Here is an 18,426-nt window from a genome sequence, read left to right as displayed (position 1 = left end):
AAATATAAAAACACTTTTCAATAGTCAAAATATTATTTGCGTTATTTTTACGCAAACTTAATTTCAAACTGAAAATCTTCTTGTAACAACTGGTCGTATTTGGCTTTATCAAACTTAAATAACTTGCCTGGCCGGCCACTGGAGCTCGTTTTAACAACTTTATCAGTTTCTTTTATGATACCAAAACTTAGAATTTTTTTTCTGAAATTTCTTCTGTCAATATCGCGTTCAAGAATGGAACAATACAAATTTTCAAGATCGGAGAAAAGGAATTCGTCATCTAACAAATCGAAACCGATCGGCTGATAAGTTAGTTTAGCTTTTAATCTTTGGTGTGCCAGCCTTACCATTTCATTATGATCGTAGCCCAGCACCGGAATCACATTAACCGGAAACCACCGCGCATCTTTTGCGTCGGTATCGGCTTTAAGCATAAAATTTTGTGGATTAACCAGGGCAAAATAAGCGACAGATATTACACGTCCGCGGGAATCGCGATTTACCTCATCGCCAAATGTGCTTAGTTGCTCTAAATAATTTACACCGATACCTGCCTCTTCCTGCAATTCCCGTTTAACTGCATCAATTAGTGATTCATCATCTTTGATAAAACCGCCGGGCAAAACCCACCTATCTTTAAACACCCCGTATTTTTGTTGAACGGCCAAAACGTAAAGCACGTTTTTCTCGTAGCCAAAAACAATAGCGTCGACAGCGATTTTAATATTCTGATTGATCATAAAGATTTGTGTAAAAGAAACACAAATCTAAAAAAGATATCTGTTAAGCAGAAACGATGGATTATTTAATACGCAAAACCCGGAAACTCGATATTTACAATCTTCCAGCTTCCATTTTGAAGTGCAAAATACAACTTAAAAGGACCACTGATAATTTTCGATTCGTTTTTTAATACCGCTCTGAAACCGGCAACGCCCTCTACAAATCCAATCCCTTTTTCTTCACCCATCAACTCGAAATTTACATCGATGATATCATATCGTCCACCAACGTATTCATCTGACTGGCCAAAAATCCCTTTCAACCGGGCAACAATAACCTCTTTACCGATTACTTTACTTCCTGGAAGGATAAAAAAATCGCTCAGCTCTGCAGTGATCGTTTTAGATTGCTTAAACCACGAGTTGATAAAACGGATGGCACTGTTTACCAAATCGGCCTGGTGGTTAAAGGTTGGATTTTCTAGCATTTTGCAAAATAAAGCTTTCTTATCGATACTTTTTCATGGCAGCCCAAAGTTTTTCATCCATGCCGTAAACGTCTGGCCGGTATTCTATTTTATCGTTCTGTGCCCAGGCCGTAATGTAGGTAATAATTAAAGGTACAGATTTTTTAGGCGCAAACCAGGCCGGTTTCAGCTGAAAGGCCTTAAGTGTATCTGCTTTTTGAGCCATGCGTTTTTTATACCATTTCACATGTGTACTATCAATTGGAGGCAAATCTACTTCTGCTCTTAGCTTATCGTAAGTGTATGAATCCTGAACCAACAATTCTGCAAACTCCAAAGGTTTTTCGATACGCACACAACCATGGCTAATGGCTCGGTTACTTAGGTTAAAACCATTTTTATTATTGGTATCATGCAGGTAAATGCTCGAGCTGTTATCGAAAATGAATTTGAACTTGCCAAGGGCATTACCACCTCCCGATCCCTGCTTAAATTTAAATGGCAATTTATCTCTCGAATAGCGGTTCCAGTTAATGGTATCGGGCTCCCCTATCAGCTTATCTTTATAGTAAACTCTAATGTTGCTGTTCGATAAATAAAAAGGATCTTTCCGGGCCATCCAATAGATTTCGCTTTGGGCAATACTTACCGGAATATTCCAAATCGGATTAGCCTGTATCGAATTAATTTTACTAAACAATAATGGCGTTTCGTGGTTCTTCGGTTTATCGTCTAAATTGCCTGATATTGCAAAGGCTTTTAGCTTGTCTTCGTAACCATTTTCGCGTTTCCCGCCAACACAAACTTTCATAGAAATTACGGTATCCAGATTATCCAACCAGGTCAACCTAAAGTCAGGAATATTTACCTGCACATAGTTATCTCCTGTGGCCGGAATTTGCCATCTGAAGCGCTCCATATTTAGCAATAAAATTCGCTTTTCTGCATCAGAATTTGCATTAAGATATGCAGATTGCAAAGCCTTATATTGTGATGATTTTGGTTGTGCAGATTTCAGATTATCAACCAAATTTTTTCCGTCTAAAAGTTGCAACATTCCTGCACTATCCGGGCGCCCAACTTTGATGTAATAACGAGAGAAAATATTACGCGGATTTACCACTCCAAACTTCAAATAATTGGTATAATTTAAGTAGGCATTGGCCGATAAAAGTTCGAGCTTTGCAATTACCGGATAGCTCTCTTCTACTTTCTTAAATTTATTAGCTGTTAACACCTCCAATAAGTCTGTTATCTCATCGCCTTTAAATATTTTGGGATTGAAACCATGCGCCTCACTTTCATTTAAATAAGCTAAAAGCGAATCGAGCTCACCATTAATGTAAAAACGGGTTACCAGCTTAGGTTCGTTATAGTTATTGTTATAAAATGCTTTAATGGTTTTTGGATTAACGAATTTGCCCGAAAGACTATCCATTGTTTTAACAAAAATGCTGTCGTAAGCTACAGTGTCAAAATCTTTGTACATTTTGTTCTTAAAATGTTCAGATAGTACTTTCCCAATCTCGGGTGGGCTTTTAAACCATCCACAAGCAGAAATGAACAGTACAAAGGGTAAAATCAGAAAGCGAAACTTTTTCAATTTGTTAAAAATTTAATACAAAATAAGGGTTATTGGCAATAAAAACAGCATAATGGCAAATTAAGTGCCATTATTTTTTGTTTTACCATTTCAAACACTATATTTGCCATCGCTAATCAGCTAAAGCATTGATATTGGCAGAAATAAATTTATGAACTTAACTTTGAACCATCACTTACATCTACACCATCGCCGATAGGCGATGATATATGTTTGTTTTGTACTTCAAAACGTTTTTTCCGTAAAATAATTTCTTGTTCACTCTATATTCAATACTTTGAAAACACTTAAAATTGCTATCCAGAAATCGGGTAGGTTAAACGAAAAATCTGTAGAAATCCTTAAAAACTGTGGTTTAGCATTCGAAAACTACAAAAGTTCACTCATTTCAACAGTTACCAATTTCCCTTTAGAAATTCTTTTCCTCCGCGATGACGATATTCCAGAATACGTACAGGATGGTATTGCCGATCTGGGCATTGTTGGCGAAAACGTAATCGTAGAAACCAAAGCCGAGGTTGACTATCTTCAGAAACTGGGTTTTGGAAAATGCACCTTAAAAATTGCTGTTCAGGCCACCAGCACCATTCAAAATTTAGAAGAGTTAAATGGTAAAGCTGTAGCAACTTCTTACCCGGTAATTCTCGAAAAATTCTTAACAGAAAAAGGCATTAAATCTGATATCAGAACCATCTCCGGCTCTGTAGAAATTGGTCCGGGTTTAGGTCTAAGTGATGCGATTTTTGATATCGTTTCTACCGGCGGAACATTAAAGAGCAACGGACTAAAACCATTCGCAGATGTAATGCAATCGGAAGCGGTTTTAATCGGAAACAAATCGATAGCCGACAATCCTGAAGTGGCAGAATTACTGCAAAGGATCCGCTCGGTACTCAGTGCAAAATCGAACAAATATGTAGTACTGAATGTATCAAAAGATAACCTTCAAAAAGTAGTCGATTTACTTCCAGGTGTTAAAAGCCCAACGGTAGTTCCGCTCTTCGAACCGAACTGGGTAGCCGTACATTCGGTAATTGCTGAAGCCGATTTCTGGGATAAAATAAACAACTTAAAAGCAGCCGGCGCAGAAGGTATTTTAGTAATGCCAATTGAGAAAATAATCAAATAAAATCGTTTAAATTCATATTAACTATTAGTTAATATTAAAATATAAAACATTGAAAATCTACAATTATAAGGATTTATCTAAATCAAAAATTGAAGGACTTTGTTCCAGACAGATTGAAGACGATAAACTGGTTGAAAACCGTGTTACCGACATCATAAAATCGGTAAAAGAGGATGGAGACAAAGCCCTTTTTAATTTTGCAAAAACCTTTGATAAGGTTGAACTGGAAAAGCTTTTTCTGGATGCCGCAGAATTAAAAACCATCGCAGCTGGCATCCCGGCCGAAGCAAAAAAAGCTATCGACGTGGCCTACCAGAACATCAAAAACTTTCACCTTTCGCAATTAAAAACAGAGGAGAAAGTAGAGACTATGCCTGGTGTAGTTTGCTGGCGCGAAGCAAGGGCAATTGAAAAGGTTGGACTTTATATTCCGGGTGGGACCGCAGTTTTACCGAGCACCTTTTTAATGCTGGCTACACCAGCACTTCTTGCGGGCTGTAAAGAAATAATTGTATGCTCGCCACCACAGCAGGATGGCAAAACAAATTGCTACCTGGCTTATTGCGCTGTGCTGCTTGGTATCGAAAAAATATTCATGATTGGTGGTGCACAAGCCGTAGCTGCAATGGCTTTCGGAACCGAAACAGTGCCACAGGTATATAAGATATTTGGCCCCGGCAACCGCTATGTAACCACTGCGAAAACCATGGTACAAAACAAAGTGGCTATCGACATGCCCGCTGGCCCATCGGAAGTACTGGTAGTAGCCGATGAGACTGCCATTCCGTCATTTGTTGCTGCAGATCTGCTTGCGCAAGCCGAACATGGAACTGATAGTCAGGCCATACTGGTTTCTACTTCAAATCAAATCATAGCCAAAACGCTTAAAGAAGTTGAAAAACAGCTTGCTATTCTACCCAGAAAGGAAATAGCTACCAAAGCAATTGATAATTCTTACGCTGTTTTAACTGATAATATTGAACTTGCCATACAGTTTTCAAACGAATATGCGCCCGAACACCTGATATTGGCAACTGAGCAGTACCAAAAGCTTATTCCGTTGATTACCAATGCAGGATCGGTATTTTTAGGTAACCTAACACCCGAAAGTGCAGGCGATTATGCCTCTGGCACGAACCATACTTTACCTACCAGCGGCTTCGCAAAAGCATATTCGGGCGTTTCTGTCGATGCTTTTATTAAGAAAATTACTTTTCAGCACCTGTCAACCGAAGGTTTAAACAACATTGGTACAACTGTTGAAACACTTGCTGCTGCAGAAGGATTGGAGGCACATAAGAATGCAGTGAGTATCAGATTGGGTTTTGAGTCGGGAACCTGAAGTCCGGAGTCAGAAAATATTAAGTAAAAAACAAAACTATCGGTGTAATCAAGCAATCTGTGTAATCAAACCGAAGGAAAATAAACCACCAAAATGGACATCAACGATTTAGTAAGAGAAAATATAAAAAACCTTCGCCCCTACTCTACTGCAAGGGACGAATTTAAAGGCCAGGCATCGATTTTTTTAGATGCCAACGAGAACAGTTATGGCTCGCCTTTACCCGCCAATTACAACCGTTATCCGGATCCGTTACAACTGGATCTGAAAGATGCAATAAGCAAAATAAAAGGCGTTCCCATAGAGAATACTTTTTTAGGAAACGGCAGCGACGAAGCCATCGATTTATTGTTTCGTGCTTTCTGTAATCCGGGCAAAGACAACGTAATTATTTTGCCGCCAACTTACGGCATGTACGAAGTTTCGGCGAATATAAATGATGTAGAAATCCGCAAAGTTAGTCTGCTTCCGAACTTCCAGTTAGACATGGAAAAGATTGCAGAAACAATTGATAAAAACACGAAATTAATTTTCATTTGTTCGCCAAATAATCCTACCGGAAATTCGATAAACCGTGAAGATATTGAAACCATTTTAGCCAACTTTAATGGCATCGTAGTGGTAGATGAAGCTTACATCAATTACGCCCGCCAAAAAACATTTATACAAGAGTTAACTGAATATGGTAACCTGGTAATTTTGCAAACTTTTTCGAAAGCCTGGGGACTTGCCGCTTTACGTTTAGGCATGGCCTTTTCATCAACAAAAGTGATCGATGTTTTAAACAAAATTAAGCCACCTTATAACATCAATCAGGCCACTCAGGATTTAGCTTTTGAGGCGCTAAAAAACATTGCTCAAGTTAACGAATGGATTAAAGAATCTGTTGCCGAAAGACAGCGTTTATCTATCGCTTTAAATGAGCTCAAAATCGTAACCAAAGTTTATCCATCTGATGCGAATTTTGTGCTGGCAGAAGTAACCGATGCAGTTAAAATTTATGATGATCTGGTAGAAGAAGGAATCATTGTGCGCGACCGTTCAAAAGTGACACTTTGCGAAGGTTGTTTACGCATAACCGTAGGCACAAAAGAGGAGAATGATAAACTCTTAACCGTATTAAAAAACCTATAACTGAAAAAACAGATTATACAAATGAAAAAAGTATTATTTATCGATCGCGATGGTACGTTAAACATCGAACCAGATGACGAACAGGTAGACAGTTTTGCCAAACTAAAGTTTTATCCACGCTCGTTATATTACCTATCGAAAATTGCCAGCGAAATGGATTACGAACTGGTAATGGTAACCAATCAGGATGGACTGGGAACTCCCTCAAACCCGGAAGAAAATTTCTGGCCGATCCACAATTTCATGTTAGATACTTTCGCTGGAGAAGGTGTTAATTTCAGCGAAATTGTAATCGATCGCACTTTTGCAAAAGACAATGCCCCTACCCGTAAACCTGGCACTGCCTTGCTTACTAAATATTTAAACGGCGATTACGATTTAAAAAACTCATACGTAATTGGCGACCGCTTAAATGACGTGGTTTTGGCGAAAAATTTAGGTGCCAAAGCAATTTTCCTCCGTCAGAATGATGCACTTGGTTCTACCGAAGCATTGGATAAACACGAAACTTTGGTGGATGTGATTATTCTGGAAACCAAGAAATGGGAAGATATCTATAACCTTTTGAAAGCAGGAAGCCGAAAAATTAGCCAGATCCGCAAAACCAACGAAACCGACATCACCATTAACCTGGATTTAGACGGTACCGGAAAAGCAAAAATTGAAACAGGACTGAACTTTTTCGACCACATGCTTGATCAGATTGCCAGGCACGGAAGCGTAGATTTGGAGGTAATTACCAAAGGCGATTTGCATATTGACGAGCACCACACCATCGAGGACACCGGAATTGCACTGGGCGAGGCTTTTGCTAAAGGTTTAGGCAATAAATTAGGAATTGAACGTTATGGTTTTTGCTTACCAATGGATGATTGCCTGGCACAGGTTGCTATCGATTTTGGTGGAAGAAACTGGATTGTTTGGGATGCAGAGTTTAAGCGCGAAAAAGTGGGCGATATGCCAACTGAAATGTTTTATCATTTCTTTAAGTCGTTTAGCGATGCCGCAAAATGTAACCTGAACATTAAAGCCGAAGGTGATAATGAACACCACAAGATTGAGGCGATTTTTAAAGCATTTGCCAAAGCCATTAAAATGGCGGTAAAGCGCGATGCCGAAAAAATGGTGTTACCAAGCACAAAGGGCCTTTTATAGGTAAAAACTGAAGGTCGGAAGCTCGAAGGTGGAGGGCTTTGACACACTGACTTTGTTAAATAAACCCGATAGAGCGGAATAGCGCATAGCGCAGCGAGGACTATAAGCGATAGCGGGACTTACAGCATCCTTGAAAAACTGGCTTTCATTTTCAAATTTTATAAAGATTAAAGATATAAAAGGCAATTTAACAGTTCAGATTTGATAGACATTTTGTCTTGATACCTGACACCAAACATTTGACACTAAACACTTGATACTAAACATGATCGGAATAGTAAATTACGGGGCTGGTAATATTTTCTCGCTAACTGCAGCTTTAGATCGCTTAAACCTGCAATATGGCATGGTTGATACAGAAGCTGACCTGGAAAAATATAGCCACATCATCATCCCGGGTGTAGGCCATGCAGGTGCTGCCATGGAAAAACTAAAAGGCACTGGGCTGGTTGAAGCGATTAAAAAGCTTAGCAAACCGGTGTTGGGCATTTGTGTGGGCATGCAGCTGATTACCGAACATTCGGAAGAAGGCGATGCAGCACTCTTAGATATTGTACCGGTAAAGACCAAAAAATTTGATAAAGCGCTGAATATCAAAATCCCACATATGGGATGGAATGCGGTGAGCCCTAAAAACAATTCGCTATTTGAAGGTGTTGAAGATAATACACAATTTTACTTTGTGCATTCGTACTTTATTGAATATAACCCTACTTTTGACATTGCATCTGCTGATTATGGTTTAAAGTTTTCGGCAGCAGTACAAAAAGATAATTTTTACGGCGTTCAGTTCCACCCGGAGAAATCGGGAAAAGCCGGTGAATTAATATTAAAGAATTTTTCAAACTTAAGCTTATAAAATGTATATAATACCTGCTATTGATATTTTGGACGGAAAGGTTGTTCGTTTGCGTGAAGGTGATTACAACCAAAAAACGGAATATGATGTTTCCATTGCCGAGATGATTGAAAAATACCGTTCGAACGGTACAGATTTCATTCATATCATCGACTTGAATGGTGCAAAAGGTGATTTCAGCAACCAGAAGTCACTTTTCGAGATCATTAAGAAAACAGAAATGAGGGTGCAGTATGGCGGCGGAATCCGTACCATTGAGCAGGTTACCAATTTGCTTGATGCAGGTATTCACCGGGTAATTGTGGGTACTCAGGCCATTACCAATCCTGATTTCCTTCCTTCATTAAGCGAAGCTTTCGCCAAAAAAGATGATTACGCAAACCGTATTGTTATTGCAATCGATGTGCTTGACGAAGTGATCAAATACTCGGGCTGGATGGAAAGCTCGCCTATTAAACTAATGGATTATGTAGATAAATGCCTATCGCTGGGCTTCTTCCGTTTCCTGTGTACCGATATCAGCAAAGATGGAAAATTAGGTGGTGCAGCTATCGATTTATATGAAAAACTACTGGAACACTCGCCAATGATTAAATTAATTGCTTCTGGTGGTGTAAGTTCAATGGATGATATTTACGAATTGGCTAAATACCCAATCAGGAGTGTCGTGGTTGGAAAAGCGATTTACGAAAACCGCATCACCATCGAAGAGATTAAAGAATGGAATTTGAAGGCGTTGAGTTCAATCTAAGCGGGCAATGAAATCAAAAAACATGCTAATTGCTAGTTTATTATTACTATTAGCCAGTTTTTGCATGTTTATTTGGGGAATACATATGTTTACTTACAAAGGTGACTATACAAAATTCATGAGCATAACTGGATTTTATAGTTTTATCTTATGCATTCCAACCTTCATTTTAGCTATAATATTAATAGTCATTGCAGATCGCAAAGTAGATAAAACTTAATTCTTTATCTATAACATGTACAATGACGAAACCAAACAAACACATGCTTTCAAAAAGAATAATCCCTTGTTTAGACGTTAAAGATGGCCGCACGGTAAAGGGTGTAAACTTTGTTGATTTACGCGATGCAGGCGACCCTGTGGAGCTGGCGGCACAATATGCACAACAAGGTGCCGACGAACTGGTTTTCCTGGATATTACCGCTACACACGAGCGTCGCAAAACGATGATCGAAATGGTTAAATCGGTTGCCAGGCAATTAAACATCCCTTTTACCATTGGTGGTGGAATAACCGAAATTGCCGACGCAGAAGCTCTTTTAAACGCCGGTGCCGATAAAATCAGTATCAATTCGGCTGCTGTTCGCAACCCTAAACTGATTAAAGAACTGGCCAAAGCATTTGGCGTTCAATTTGTAGTTTTAGCCGTTGACACCAAACATGTAGATGGGAAGAACATGGTGCACCTGAATGGTGGAAGGCTAATTACTGAACTGGAAACCGAAAACTGGATTAAACAAGCCGAAGATTTAGGTGCAGGAGAAATCCTGTTAACCTCTATGGATCATGATGGTACTAAGGCAGGTTTTGATTGCGGATTGCTGAGTAAGGTAAACCAAATGATTAATATTCCGATTATCGCCTCGGGCGGTGCTGGTAACATGGATCATTTTACCGAAGTTTTCCAAAAAGCAAACGTAGATGCTGCTTTGGCCGCCTCGGTATTTCACTACGGCGAAATTTTGATACCCGATTTAAAACACGAGTTAAGCAGAAACCAGATTCCGGTAAGAATATAAATTAGTCCGGAGTTAGCAGTCCATAGTCATGAGTCTGTTTTTCCGAAATAAAGAAATAAAATGAACATCGATACATCATCTCTTGATTGGGATAAAACTGCAGGTTTATTGCCTGTAATCATTCAGGATTATAAAACCTTAGAGGTTTTAATGCTGGGCTACATGAACGCTGAGGCCTTGGAAAAAACCCAGGCCGAAGGCAAAGTAACCTTCTTTTCACGCTCAAAAAACCGCCTCTGGACGAAAGGAGAAACCAGCAATAACTTTTTGTATGTAAAGGAGCTTTTTGTTGATTGCGACAATGATACCATTCTGATTAAAGCTGATGCCGTTGGCCCTACCTGCCATACTGGTAGCCGCAGCTGCTTTAAAACAGATTTCAATCAGAATTTCATTTTTGAATTGGAAAATATCATCAACGACAGATATGAAAATCCTGTAGAAGGTTCGTACATCAACAAAATGCGCAGTAAAGGTTTGAACAAAATTGCGCAGAAAGTTGGCGAAGAAGGCGTTGAAACCGTAATTGCTGCACTTGCCGAAAGTGAAGAAGAATTTATTGGCGAAGCATCAGACCTGCTTTTCCACCTGATGTTCTTGCTAAAAGAAAAAGGCTTATCAATTCAGGATATTGCTAAGAATTTAGAGAAAAGACATAAATAAGGTAGAAGGTAGGGAGCTTGAAGGTAACTATCCCTCAAGCTTCCCGCCCTCTAGCCTTCCAGCCAAATCCGCATGCTCAAACACATACAAACCCTTCCAGGCCACCAAAACCCGGTATATGCACTCGCACATTCCGATCAGGATGATATATTTTTTAGTGCCGGTAACGATAAAGGCATTGTAGAATGGTCTTTAGCTCAGCTGGCTTTTGTTAGGGTTAAAATGCCTGTGCAAAGCTCTGTTTATTACCTGCACTATTACAACAACCAGTTATTTGTTGGCGAAAGAAGTGGTGCTTTTAGTATTTACGATTTAACCAAACAGGAAGTTGTTGTGCGTGTGAATGCACATCTGAAACCGATTTTCAACATTAAAACTGTTCAATCCAAAAATGAACTCATTACCACAGGCGAAGATGGAACAGTTGCGGTTTGGTCCTTAACCGATTTTAAAGAGATTTACCGCTTCCAGGCGGCTTATGATACCGTAAGAACCATTGCACTCTCTCCGGATGAAACGGAGATTGCCTTTGGCTGTAAAGACCATCTGATTAAAATCTATAACCTGAGCGATTACAGCCTGAAACAAAACCTCGAAGGACATAAACTTCCGGTAACAGCTTTGGCTTATCATCCCGAAAACAGGTATCTAATTTCGGGAAGCCGCGATGCACAGCTTAAAATATGGAGTTTGCCCAATTACGAATTGCTGCAAACCATCCCGGCGCACATGTTCACGGTTTACGATATTGCCTTTCACCCTACACTGCCTTATTTTGCAACTAGCAGCCAGGATAAGAGTATTAAACTATGGGATGCCGAAAATTTCAAATTGTATAAAATTTTAAGTCTCGAAAAAGCAGGAATTGGCCATACCCACTCCATCAATAAAATTGTTTGGAGCAATGATGGCAAATACCTCATCTCAACCGGTGATGATAAACAGGTGATGATTTGGGAGATGGAATAATTTACATTTATTCAGAGTCCTTGTCACCCTGAATTCATTTCAGGGCCTCTGATTAGAGATGCTGAAACAAATTCAGCATGACGATTTTTCAGCGCGATTAAGGCAAAAAATGATCTTTTCTATAAGATACATTTCATGCCACTATTCCACAAACCGTTTAATAATTCTGAGTTTATGTGAATATTTGCCTAGCTCTTTATTAAAAATCCCTTGGTCATCAATCGGATCTATTTTGACTTTCGCCGAGGCATGGATAATTTCGTTCGGGCTTAACATAATCCCCACGTGCGTAATTTTGCCTTCATCGTTATCAAAAAAAGCAACATCGCCTGGTTTACATTCGGCCAAAAATCCCACCAGTTCACCCTGTTCGGCCTGTTGCGAAGCATCGCGGTTTAATTTGATGCCCAGCAGTTTAAACACCAATTGCGTAAAACCCGAACAGTCTAAACCAAATAAATTTCGTCCACCCCACAGATACGGGATATTCTGGAAAAATTTGGCTGTAGCTGTAACATCAGCCTTAAAATCTGTTTTATGATTATCGTGCACATCAAAGCCGATTTTATATCGCTCAGAGCCAACGTAGCAAAATTCGTTCTTTAAAAACGGAAGGTTACTACCCGGGCACAAGTGGTATAAACTACCATCCTCGGCGGTAAGGGTATTGTTAAAGCTTAAAGGCGCCAGCAAATGGCAATCGTGCATTTCTGCAAATTCGTTCTGGCTAACGGGTGCTAGTTGCCTGAAATCCATCCAACCTTCATAACCATCGTATCCATTTTGAACCAGCCACCAACGTTCTTCCTTTTGAAGAATTTCGACGTGGTCGCCAAATAAAAGTTGTGATACAATTTCCGATCGATCTGATGCATCTGCCCGCAAAGGTGCTACTGCAACCCTGCAAATACCGTATTGGTTTTCCATTTAATGTACCTGTAAATTAGTAGAGTAAAACTAATAAAATACATCCATTGCCTAACATTTTGCCTGCAAATTTGTTATTTTTATGATGATAACCTTTTAAATACACACGCTATGAATTTTAAAAAAATATTAATTGCCGTTGATAATAGCACCTGCTCAGAAAAAGCGGCAAAAGCCGGTTACGACATGGCAGAAAAATTTGGAGCAGAAGTAGCATTGGTTAATATTATCGAACCTATCCCAGCCAACGTAAATCCTGATTTAACATTGGCACCTGTGTTTTTAGAAACCTACGACAATAGCGAAGAGAACAGTCATGTTTTGCTCAAGGAAATGGAAGCAAAATATAGCAAGGAAATTAAAACAACTTATTTAAGCATTGTAGATACCGCAGCACACGGCATTATCCAGCAGTCAGACGAGTGGGGGTCTGACCTGATTGTAATTGGAACCTATGGCCGAACCGGATTGTACCATTTTTTGATGGGCAGTGTAGCCGAACACGTGGCCAGGAAATCAGCTTGTCCGGTTTTGATTATCCCTAATAAATGTGAGGTGGATTAAATAACCAATATTCAAATCACAATAATCAAACACTATGCTCGTCTAAACCTGGTGTTTTATACAGTTTGAAAATTGATTTATTGGTAATTGGTTATTTTAAGAACCGGCACAAAAAAAGTCTCGATTAATAACCGAGACTTTTTAAATTAATATCTTTTAATTATTAACCTTCCTGGTGTAACCAGGCTTTCTTAGCCAATAATTCTTCTTCTGTTTCGCGGATATCTTCGTCGTCTACGCAACAATCAACCGGACATACTGCCGCACATTGAGGCTCATCATGAAAACCTTTACATTCAGTACATTTATCAGATACGATATAATATACTTCGTCTGAAACTGCTTCTTGAGTTGCATCAGCTTCGATTTGTTGATTACCAAAATCAATGATACCGTTTAAATTGGTACCATCAGAAAAACGCCATGCAGTTCCGGCATCGTAAATTGCGTTATTTGGACATTCTGGTTCACATGCCCCACAATTTATACACTCATCTGTTATTTTAATTGCCATGTTTTCGTCTAATTCTTTTGCTTAGTTTACCTTTGCGCTGCAAATATAAGATATAATCAATTAATAATAATTCTAAATATGTCAGCATTAACTCAAGAAAAAGCAATAATCGCGTTTGGTGAACTAGGCAAAAAGCTTACAAACCCTACTGACATACTAGGAAATGCACTTTATAGTGCCGAAAGTGCCAATGCATGGTTCACTCAAGAAAATATAAAAAAATCTGTTTTATCTTTTGCAGCTATGCTGAATGAGGCCGATTTAGCTCTTTGGTTCGAATCGGCAAGGTTTAGTACATCGCCTAAAAAGGTGGGCTTAATCCTTGCCGGCAATATCCCTTTGGTGGGTTTACATGATGTTTTAAGCGTTTTAGCTACCGGAAACATTGCACTCATTAAACTTTCTTCATCTGACGATAAACTGATTAAAACCGTACTGGCAGAGTTGGTTAAGATTGAGCCTGCGTTTGCTGACAATATTGAATATGTAGAGCGTTTAAAATATTTTGATGCAGTTATTGCCACAGGAAGTAATAATTCATCACGATATTTTGATTACTATTTTAGCAAAGTACCCAACATTATCCGCAAAAACAGAAACAGCGTTGCTGTTTTGGATGGAACCGAAAGCAGGGAAGATATCCAAAACTTAGGAGCCGATATTTTCGACTATTTTGGATTAGGGTGCAGGAATGTTTCGAAAGTATATTTCCCTAAAGGTTATGATATTGCCCATTTATACGAAGGTATTGAAAGCAATAACCAAATTATTAACCACTTTAAATACCAAAACAATTACGATTACAATAAATCTATTTATCTGGTAAATGCTGCAAAACATTTCGATAATGGCTTTTTATTGTTAAAAGAAGATGAAAGCCTGGCTTCGCCTTTAGCAGTGCTTTATTACGAAGAATACGAAAACCTGCAAGATGTAGAAGATAAACTGAAAGATAAAGCAGCAGATATTCAATGCGTGGTTACCAAATCTCCAATAAATGTAGCCAGTTTTGATTTCGGCCAAAGCCAACACCCAAAACTTTGGGATTATGCAGATAATGTAAATACAATTGAGTTTTTGAATAGATTTTAAACTTATTTGCATTAATTTTAATTTATGAAAAATTTACTGCTCATCGCCTTTTTTATTTTTACGTTTTCAATTGTAAAAGCTCAAGGCCCTCCAGCCATGGCAGAGCCTACAAATTCTAACAAGCTTCTAATAGATGAACTAATGGAAGTTAGTAGTTATAAAGTGCTGTTCGAAAGTTCCTGTATTTCTCAAATTGATAATATTTCTAAAAAAAATAAATGGACTAACGATAAACTTGAGAAAACAAAGGCAAAATTAAATTTTCAGGATTTTAAAAATTTCACCGTCTATAATGCATTTTCATCCTTAACTACAGAAGAGCTAAAACATTTTATAGCGGCTTACAAATCACTAAAAAAGCGAAAGGTAGAGACAAAATTCTTCCTGTTTAATCCTATTATATCAAATAACATCTCAAACTATCTAACCAATTTTATTATAGACAAATAGCTGATAAACTGGTCAAAAAGCTAGTTAATATTTAAATTGAATTATAGTTTTTTATTTAGATATTCGCTAATTGACCTGAGCCAGTAGATGTATTGTTTCATAAAAGCGCTATCCTTTCTTTGCATTTTCCTATTTGCAAATTTTGCTAAGGCACAGGTATGTACAGGTACTTTTGGTCAACCTTTAATTAACCAGACCTTTGGACAGGGTAATAATACCGATAACTGGTATGGTCCTTTAGCCCAATATGCACCTGGTGCAACTACATTTACCACTTTCATGGGACCTCCGGGGCCAAATTCAAGAGCTTTAGCGCCAAATCAATCAGGCTTGGTTAAAACACCAGCTACTCCGGGCAACCCCTACCCTATTTACTGGCAACCTCACGCAGACCATACCGGCGATAGCAATGGTTTAATGCTTTTAATTGATGGTGTAGCTACCAAAACGGTATTTTTTGAGCAAAAAATGGATGATCTCTGCCCTAATACACTTTTAAGGTTATCAATCTGGGTACTCAATGCCAACTCGGCCGCAGCAAATGCGCAACCACCCAATATGATTTTAAAGGTAATTGACCCCAATAGCAATCTTTTGGACAGTACATCAACCGGGAATGTAATAGCTGATGGAAGATGGCACCAATATTCACTTGATTTTAGCAACGGCAACAATTCTACTGTAACGCTGCAACTGATAAACGACACGCAGACTAATAGCGGTAATGATTTTGCACTCGACGATATTACCGTACAGGCTTGCGGCCCCGGTATCACTCCTTTTTTTAATCTCAATAATGCATCATTAAGTATGTGTGAGGGGACTACCAGTAGCTTTACCGTAAATGCCAATATCTCGCCAGAATATACCAATCCGGTTTATCAGTGGCAGGAAAACAAGGGCACTGGCTGGGTTGATATTCCTGCTTCAACTACAAAACAAGCGACAATTAACTTTTTAAATCAGCCAGCAGGCACTTATCAATACCGCTTAATTACGGCAATAAACGGCAATATAGATAAAGTGAACTGTCGGGCGGTATCAGCTCCAATAACCGTAACCGTAAATCCACTGCCCATTGCCAAAGCCGAAAAATTTGGCCCTTTCTGTCTTGGAAACACCATTCAACTAAATGCATCAGGCGGTACTAGCTACAGCTGGACCGGGCCAAACGGTTTTACATCAACAGCACAAAGCCCCTTACTCATTAATGCAACTAAAGCCATGGAAGGCGAATATACGGTAACTGTTTCTGCAAATGGTTGTTCAGCAAACGCATCAACCAATGTGCTGATTTACGATCCTGTACAGATTATCACCAACATACAAGCAGCTACTATTTGCGAGGGTAAATCAATCCAGTTAGCAGCATCTGGTGGCACCGAATATCTTTGGCAGCCGGCAAACGGTCTTTCAGATCCCAAAAGCGCTAGCCCTGTTGCCTCACCAACCGAAACCACAACCTATACTGTAAAAGTTACCAATGGCGCATGCTCTGAAACGGCGCAAATAACCATTAATGTAAATAAAAATGCTATGGCAGATGCCGGAGTGGATCAAAAAATCGTTAACGGGCAAAAAATAACACTAAATGGGAAGGTTTCTGGGGATGTTACCTATTTATGGACACCGGCCGATTATCTTGATGATCCAACTAAACTGACCCCCGTTGCTACACCACCGCGCGATATCACCTACACTTTACACGCTACTTCAAATTCAGGCTGCAGCAGCAGTAGCGACCAAGTTAACATAACTGTTTATCCCAAAGTAGTTATTCCCAATACTTTTTCTCCGAATGGCGATAATGTAAATGACACCTGGAATATACCCGCAGCAGCGTCATTCCCTAATCCGGTTATCAGAATTATCAATCGTTTTGGGAACCTGGTTTACCAAAGTACAGGGCCATTTAAGCCCTGGGATGGTAAAATGAACGGAAAAGAACTTCCACCTGCAGTGTATTATTATTCAGTTTATTTAAACGAAGATTTTCAAACCTATACGGGTTGGCTCATGTTGGTCAGATAAAAAGGGCTTCATACTTTCGCTTATCATTTGGAAATGCTATTTTTGAGCACAATGTATATCGTTAAAGTTAAAGGCATAGCCAAAATTCCGGATTACGTACAGCTAAGAGATGACAAGTTTACGCTTTTAGCTTATTTTAGGGTCGACAGACCCGATAAATCGCTGGAAAAACTGGGCTTGGGCGACAAACAAGAATACATTATGGAAATGGTTAAAGACCTGCCTTTTGGGCAGATTGCAAAATTAGAAATATAACATGACAGGTAACGCAGTAATTCATTTAAGCAATGTTGATGTTTTTCAACAGAAACATCTGGTACTCTCAAACGTAAATTTACACATCGAAAAAGACGAATTTATATTCTTAATCGGTCAAACCGGTTCGGGCAAGAGTAGTTTGCTTAAAATATTATATGGCGATTTACATATTGGCAGTGGTGAGGGCAACATTGCAGGTTTCGATCTTAAAAACCTGAAAGAAAGCCAAGTGCCTTTCTTACGTCGTAAACTGGGTGTAGTTTTTCAGGATTTTCAGCTACTTACCGACAGGACGATTGAAAAAAACCTCGAATTTGTACTCAAAGCCACTGGTTGGAAAGACGAAAAGCTAATTAACGAGCGTATAAAAGATGTTTTAGACAAAGTAGGTTTACGCTCGAAGATCAAAAAGATGCCACACGAAATTTCGGGTGGTGAACAGCAACGTATTGTAATTGCAAGGGCATTGTTAAACGATCCGGAAATTATACTGGCCGATGAACCGACAGGTAACTTAGATCCCGAAACTTCGGAAGAAATTGTAACCTTATTAAAGCAAATCAGTCAGGCCGGAACAGCTGTTTTAATGGCCACACACGATTACCACATCATCCGTACTTTCCCATCGCGTATTATCAAATGCGAAAATGGCATTGTTCACGAAGATGCACAAATAGCATAAAAAATTCTGACATCCGTCAGCTAATCAGCCAAACTGTTCAGATAAATACAAATAAATCTGACAGCTTGGCTGATTTCCGTTTGTGGCAAAATAGT

Annotated in this window: 20 protein-coding genes; 15 read left to right on the top strand and 5 right to left on the bottom strand. The window is 39.1% G+C overall.

Features of this window, described 5'->3' with window-relative positions; genetic code table 11:
* Positions 1-47: 47 nt before the first annotated feature.
* The 3 genes from DBR40_RS24155 to DBR40_RS24145 form a co-directional block, all read right to left on the bottom strand.
* On the bottom strand, positions 48-740 hold the full coding sequence (locus tag DBR40_RS24155) for an NUDIX hydrolase (protein ID WP_124562295.1): 693 nt from the start codon (positions 738-740) through the stop codon (positions 48-50).
* 65 nt (positions 741-805) lie between these two features.
* Entirely contained in the window at positions 806-1,210 is a 405-nt protein-coding gene (locus DBR40_RS24150; protein ID WP_124562294.1) for a hypothetical protein, read from the bottom strand.
* Between the two features lie 19 nt (positions 1,211-1,229).
* The gene (locus DBR40_RS24145) at positions 1,230-2,792 is read right to left on the bottom strand and encodes a L,D-transpeptidase family protein (RefSeq protein WP_124562293.1); all 1,563 of its coding nucleotides are present in this window, start codon (positions 2,790-2,792) and stop codon (positions 1,230-1,232) included.
* Positions 2,793-3,069: 277 nt separating this feature from the next.
* Here DBR40_RS24145 and hisG point away from each other — a divergent pair, with 277 nt between their 5' ends.
* From hisG to DBR40_RS24100, 9 genes are all read left to right on the top strand, one after another.
* Positions 3,070-3,921 carry an ATP phosphoribosyltransferase gene (hisG, locus tag DBR40_RS24140; RefSeq protein WP_039476772.1) on the top strand — a complete coding sequence of 284 codons (852 nt, stop codon included), beginning with the start codon at positions 3,070-3,072 and terminating at the stop codon, positions 3,919-3,921.
* Between the two features lie 49 nt (positions 3,922-3,970).
* On the top strand, positions 3,971-5,263 hold the full coding sequence (gene hisD / locus DBR40_RS24135) for a histidinol dehydrogenase (RefSeq protein ID WP_124562292.1): 1,293 nt from the start codon (positions 3,971-3,973) through the stop codon (positions 5,261-5,263).
* Positions 5,264-5,356: 93 nt separating this feature from the next.
* Positions 5,357-6,397, top strand: coding sequence for a histidinol-phosphate transaminase (gene hisC, locus DBR40_RS24130; protein ID WP_124562291.1), 1,041 nt, complete (start codon positions 5,357-5,359; stop codon positions 6,395-6,397).
* Positions 6,398-6,418: 21 nt separating this feature from the next.
* A complete protein-coding gene (hisB, locus tag DBR40_RS24125; RefSeq protein ID WP_124562290.1) occupies positions 6,419-7,552 on the top strand; it encodes a bifunctional histidinol-phosphatase/imidazoleglycerol-phosphate dehydratase HisB in 1,134 nt (377 codons plus the stop codon).
* A 265-nt stretch (positions 7,553-7,817) separates the two neighbouring features.
* A complete protein-coding gene (gene hisH, locus DBR40_RS24120; protein ID WP_124562289.1) occupies positions 7,818-8,411 on the top strand; it encodes an imidazole glycerol phosphate synthase subunit HisH in 594 nt (197 codons plus the stop codon).
* Between the two features lies 1 nt (position 8,412).
* The gene (gene hisA / locus DBR40_RS24115; RefSeq protein WP_124562288.1) at positions 8,413-9,162 is read left to right on the top strand and encodes a 1-(5-phosphoribosyl)-5-[(5-phosphoribosylamino)methylideneamino]imidazole-4-carboxamide isomerase; all 750 of its coding nucleotides are present in this window, start codon (positions 8,413-8,415) and stop codon (positions 9,160-9,162) included.
* A gap of 263 nt (positions 9,163-9,425) precedes the next feature.
* Positions 9,426-10,181 carry an imidazole glycerol phosphate synthase subunit HisF gene (gene hisF, locus DBR40_RS24110; RefSeq protein WP_124562357.1) on the top strand — a complete coding sequence of 252 codons (756 nt, stop codon included), beginning with the start codon at positions 9,426-9,428 and terminating at the stop codon, positions 10,179-10,181.
* 60 nt (positions 10,182-10,241) lie between these two features.
* Positions 10,242-10,844 carry a bifunctional phosphoribosyl-AMP cyclohydrolase/phosphoribosyl-ATP diphosphatase HisIE gene (gene hisIE, locus DBR40_RS24105; protein ID WP_124562287.1) on the top strand — a complete coding sequence of 201 codons (603 nt, stop codon included), beginning with the start codon at positions 10,242-10,244 and terminating at the stop codon, positions 10,842-10,844.
* Between the two features lie 72 nt (positions 10,845-10,916).
* Positions 10,917-11,813, top strand: coding sequence for a WD40 repeat domain-containing protein (locus tag DBR40_RS24100; protein ID WP_124562286.1), 897 nt, complete (start codon positions 10,917-10,919; stop codon positions 11,811-11,813).
* 141 nt (positions 11,814-11,954) lie between these two features.
* Here the strand turns inward: DBR40_RS24100 and DBR40_RS24095 are convergent, their stop codons facing one another.
* On the bottom strand, positions 11,955-12,740 hold the full coding sequence (locus DBR40_RS24095; RefSeq protein WP_124562285.1) for a C40 family peptidase: 786 nt from the start codon (positions 12,738-12,740) through the stop codon (positions 11,955-11,957).
* 111 nt (positions 12,741-12,851) lie between these two features.
* Between DBR40_RS24095 and DBR40_RS24090 the strand changes: the two genes are divergently transcribed.
* Positions 12,852-13,304 (top strand): universal stress protein, encoded by a 453-nt coding sequence (locus tag DBR40_RS24090; RefSeq protein WP_124562284.1) that lies wholly within the window; start codon positions 12,852-12,854, stop codon positions 13,302-13,304.
* Between the two features lie 163 nt (positions 13,305-13,467).
* Here DBR40_RS24090 and DBR40_RS24085 read toward each other — a convergent pair whose 3' ends face one another.
* Positions 13,468-13,818, bottom strand: coding sequence for a 4Fe-4S dicluster domain-containing protein (locus DBR40_RS24085; RefSeq protein WP_090770007.1), 351 nt, complete (start codon positions 13,816-13,818; stop codon positions 13,468-13,470).
* Positions 13,819-13,896: 78 nt separating this feature from the next.
* Here DBR40_RS24085 and DBR40_RS24080 point away from each other — a divergent pair, with 78 nt between their 5' ends.
* The 5 genes from DBR40_RS24080 (at position 13,897) to DBR40_RS24060 (ending at position 18,331) form a co-directional block, all read left to right on the top strand.
* The gene (locus tag DBR40_RS24080; protein WP_124562283.1) at positions 13,897-14,910 is read left to right on the top strand and encodes an acyl-CoA reductase; all 1,014 of its coding nucleotides are present in this window, start codon (positions 13,897-13,899) and stop codon (positions 14,908-14,910) included.
* Between the two features lie 24 nt (positions 14,911-14,934).
* A complete protein-coding gene (locus tag DBR40_RS24075) occupies positions 14,935-15,360 on the top strand; it encodes a hypothetical protein (protein ID WP_124562282.1) in 426 nt (141 codons plus the stop codon).
* Positions 15,361-15,447: 87 nt separating this feature from the next.
* Positions 15,448-17,391 carry a gliding motility-associated C-terminal domain-containing protein gene (locus tag DBR40_RS24070; RefSeq protein ID WP_124562281.1) on the top strand — a complete coding sequence of 648 codons (1,944 nt, stop codon included), beginning with the start codon at positions 15,448-15,450 and terminating at the stop codon, positions 17,389-17,391.
* Between the two features lie 51 nt (positions 17,392-17,442).
* Entirely contained in the window at positions 17,443-17,646 is a 204-nt protein-coding gene (locus DBR40_RS24065; RefSeq protein ID WP_057932355.1) for a hypothetical protein, read from the top strand.
* 1 nt (position 17,647) lies between these two features.
* Entirely contained in the window at positions 17,648-18,331 is a 684-nt protein-coding gene (locus tag DBR40_RS24060; protein WP_124562280.1) for a cell division ATP-binding protein FtsE, read from the top strand.
* Positions 18,332-18,426: the final 95 nt, after the last annotated feature.

This window comes from Pedobacter sp. KBW01, from assembly GCF_003852395.1.
Taxonomy (GTDB): domain Bacteria; phylum Bacteroidota; class Bacteroidia; order Sphingobacteriales; family Sphingobacteriaceae; genus Pedobacter.
This window is presented reverse-complemented; position numbering and strand designations above follow the sequence as displayed.

What these genes read in the sequence shown, in the direction of transcription:
- DBR40_RS24070 (WP_124562281.1), top strand. Translation starts at nt 15,448, where the DNA reads ATGTATTGTTTCATAAAAGCGCTATCCTTTCTTTGCATTTTCCTATTT.
- DBR40_RS24100 (WP_124562286.1), top strand. Translation starts at nt 10,917, where the DNA reads ATGCTCAAACACATACAAACCCTTCCAGGCCACCAAAACCCGGTATAT.
- hisF (WP_124562357.1), top strand. Translation starts at nt 9,426, where the DNA reads ATGCTTTCAAAAAGAATAATCCCTTGTTTAGACGTTAAAGATGGCCGC.
- DBR40_RS24075 (WP_124562282.1), top strand. Translation starts at nt 14,935, where the DNA reads ATGAAAAATTTACTGCTCATCGCCTTTTTTATTTTTACGTTTTCAATT.
- DBR40_RS24065 (WP_057932355.1), top strand. Translation starts at nt 17,443, where the DNA reads ATGTATATCGTTAAAGTTAAAGGCATAGCCAAAATTCCGGATTACGTA.
- DBR40_RS24095 (WP_124562285.1), bottom strand. Translation starts at nt 12,740, where the DNA reads ATGGAAAACCAATACGGTATTTGCAGGGTTGCAGTAGCACCTTTGCGG.
- hisB (WP_124562290.1), top strand. Translation starts at nt 6,419, where the DNA reads ATGAAAAAAGTATTATTTATCGATCGCGATGGTACGTTAAACATCGAA.
- DBR40_RS24060 (WP_124562280.1), top strand. Translation starts at nt 17,648, where the DNA reads ATGACAGGTAACGCAGTAATTCATTTAAGCAATGTTGATGTTTTTCAA.
- hisIE (WP_124562287.1), top strand. Translation starts at nt 10,242, where the DNA reads ATGAACATCGATACATCATCTCTTGATTGGGATAAAACTGCAGGTTTA.
- hisH (WP_124562289.1), top strand. Translation starts at nt 7,818, where the DNA reads ATGATCGGAATAGTAAATTACGGGGCTGGTAATATTTTCTCGCTAACT.
- hisC (WP_124562291.1), top strand. Translation starts at nt 5,357, where the DNA reads ATGGACATCAACGATTTAGTAAGAGAAAATATAAAAAACCTTCGCCCC.
- hisA (WP_124562288.1), top strand. Translation starts at nt 8,413, where the DNA reads ATGTATATAATACCTGCTATTGATATTTTGGACGGAAAGGTTGTTCGT.
- DBR40_RS24085 (WP_090770007.1), bottom strand. Translation starts at nt 13,818, where the DNA reads ATGGCAATTAAAATAACAGATGAGTGTATAAATTGTGGGGCATGTGAA.
- DBR40_RS24150 (WP_124562294.1), bottom strand. Translation starts at nt 1,210, where the DNA reads ATGCTAGAAAATCCAACCTTTAACCACCAGGCCGATTTGGTAAACAGT.
- DBR40_RS24090 (WP_124562284.1), top strand. Translation starts at nt 12,852, where the DNA reads ATGAATTTTAAAAAAATATTAATTGCCGTTGATAATAGCACCTGCTCA.
- DBR40_RS24155 (WP_124562295.1), bottom strand. Translation starts at nt 740, where the DNA reads ATGATCAATCAGAATATTAAAATCGCTGTCGACGCTATTGTTTTTGGC.
- DBR40_RS24080 (WP_124562283.1), top strand. Translation starts at nt 13,897, where the DNA reads ATGTCAGCATTAACTCAAGAAAAAGCAATAATCGCGTTTGGTGAACTA.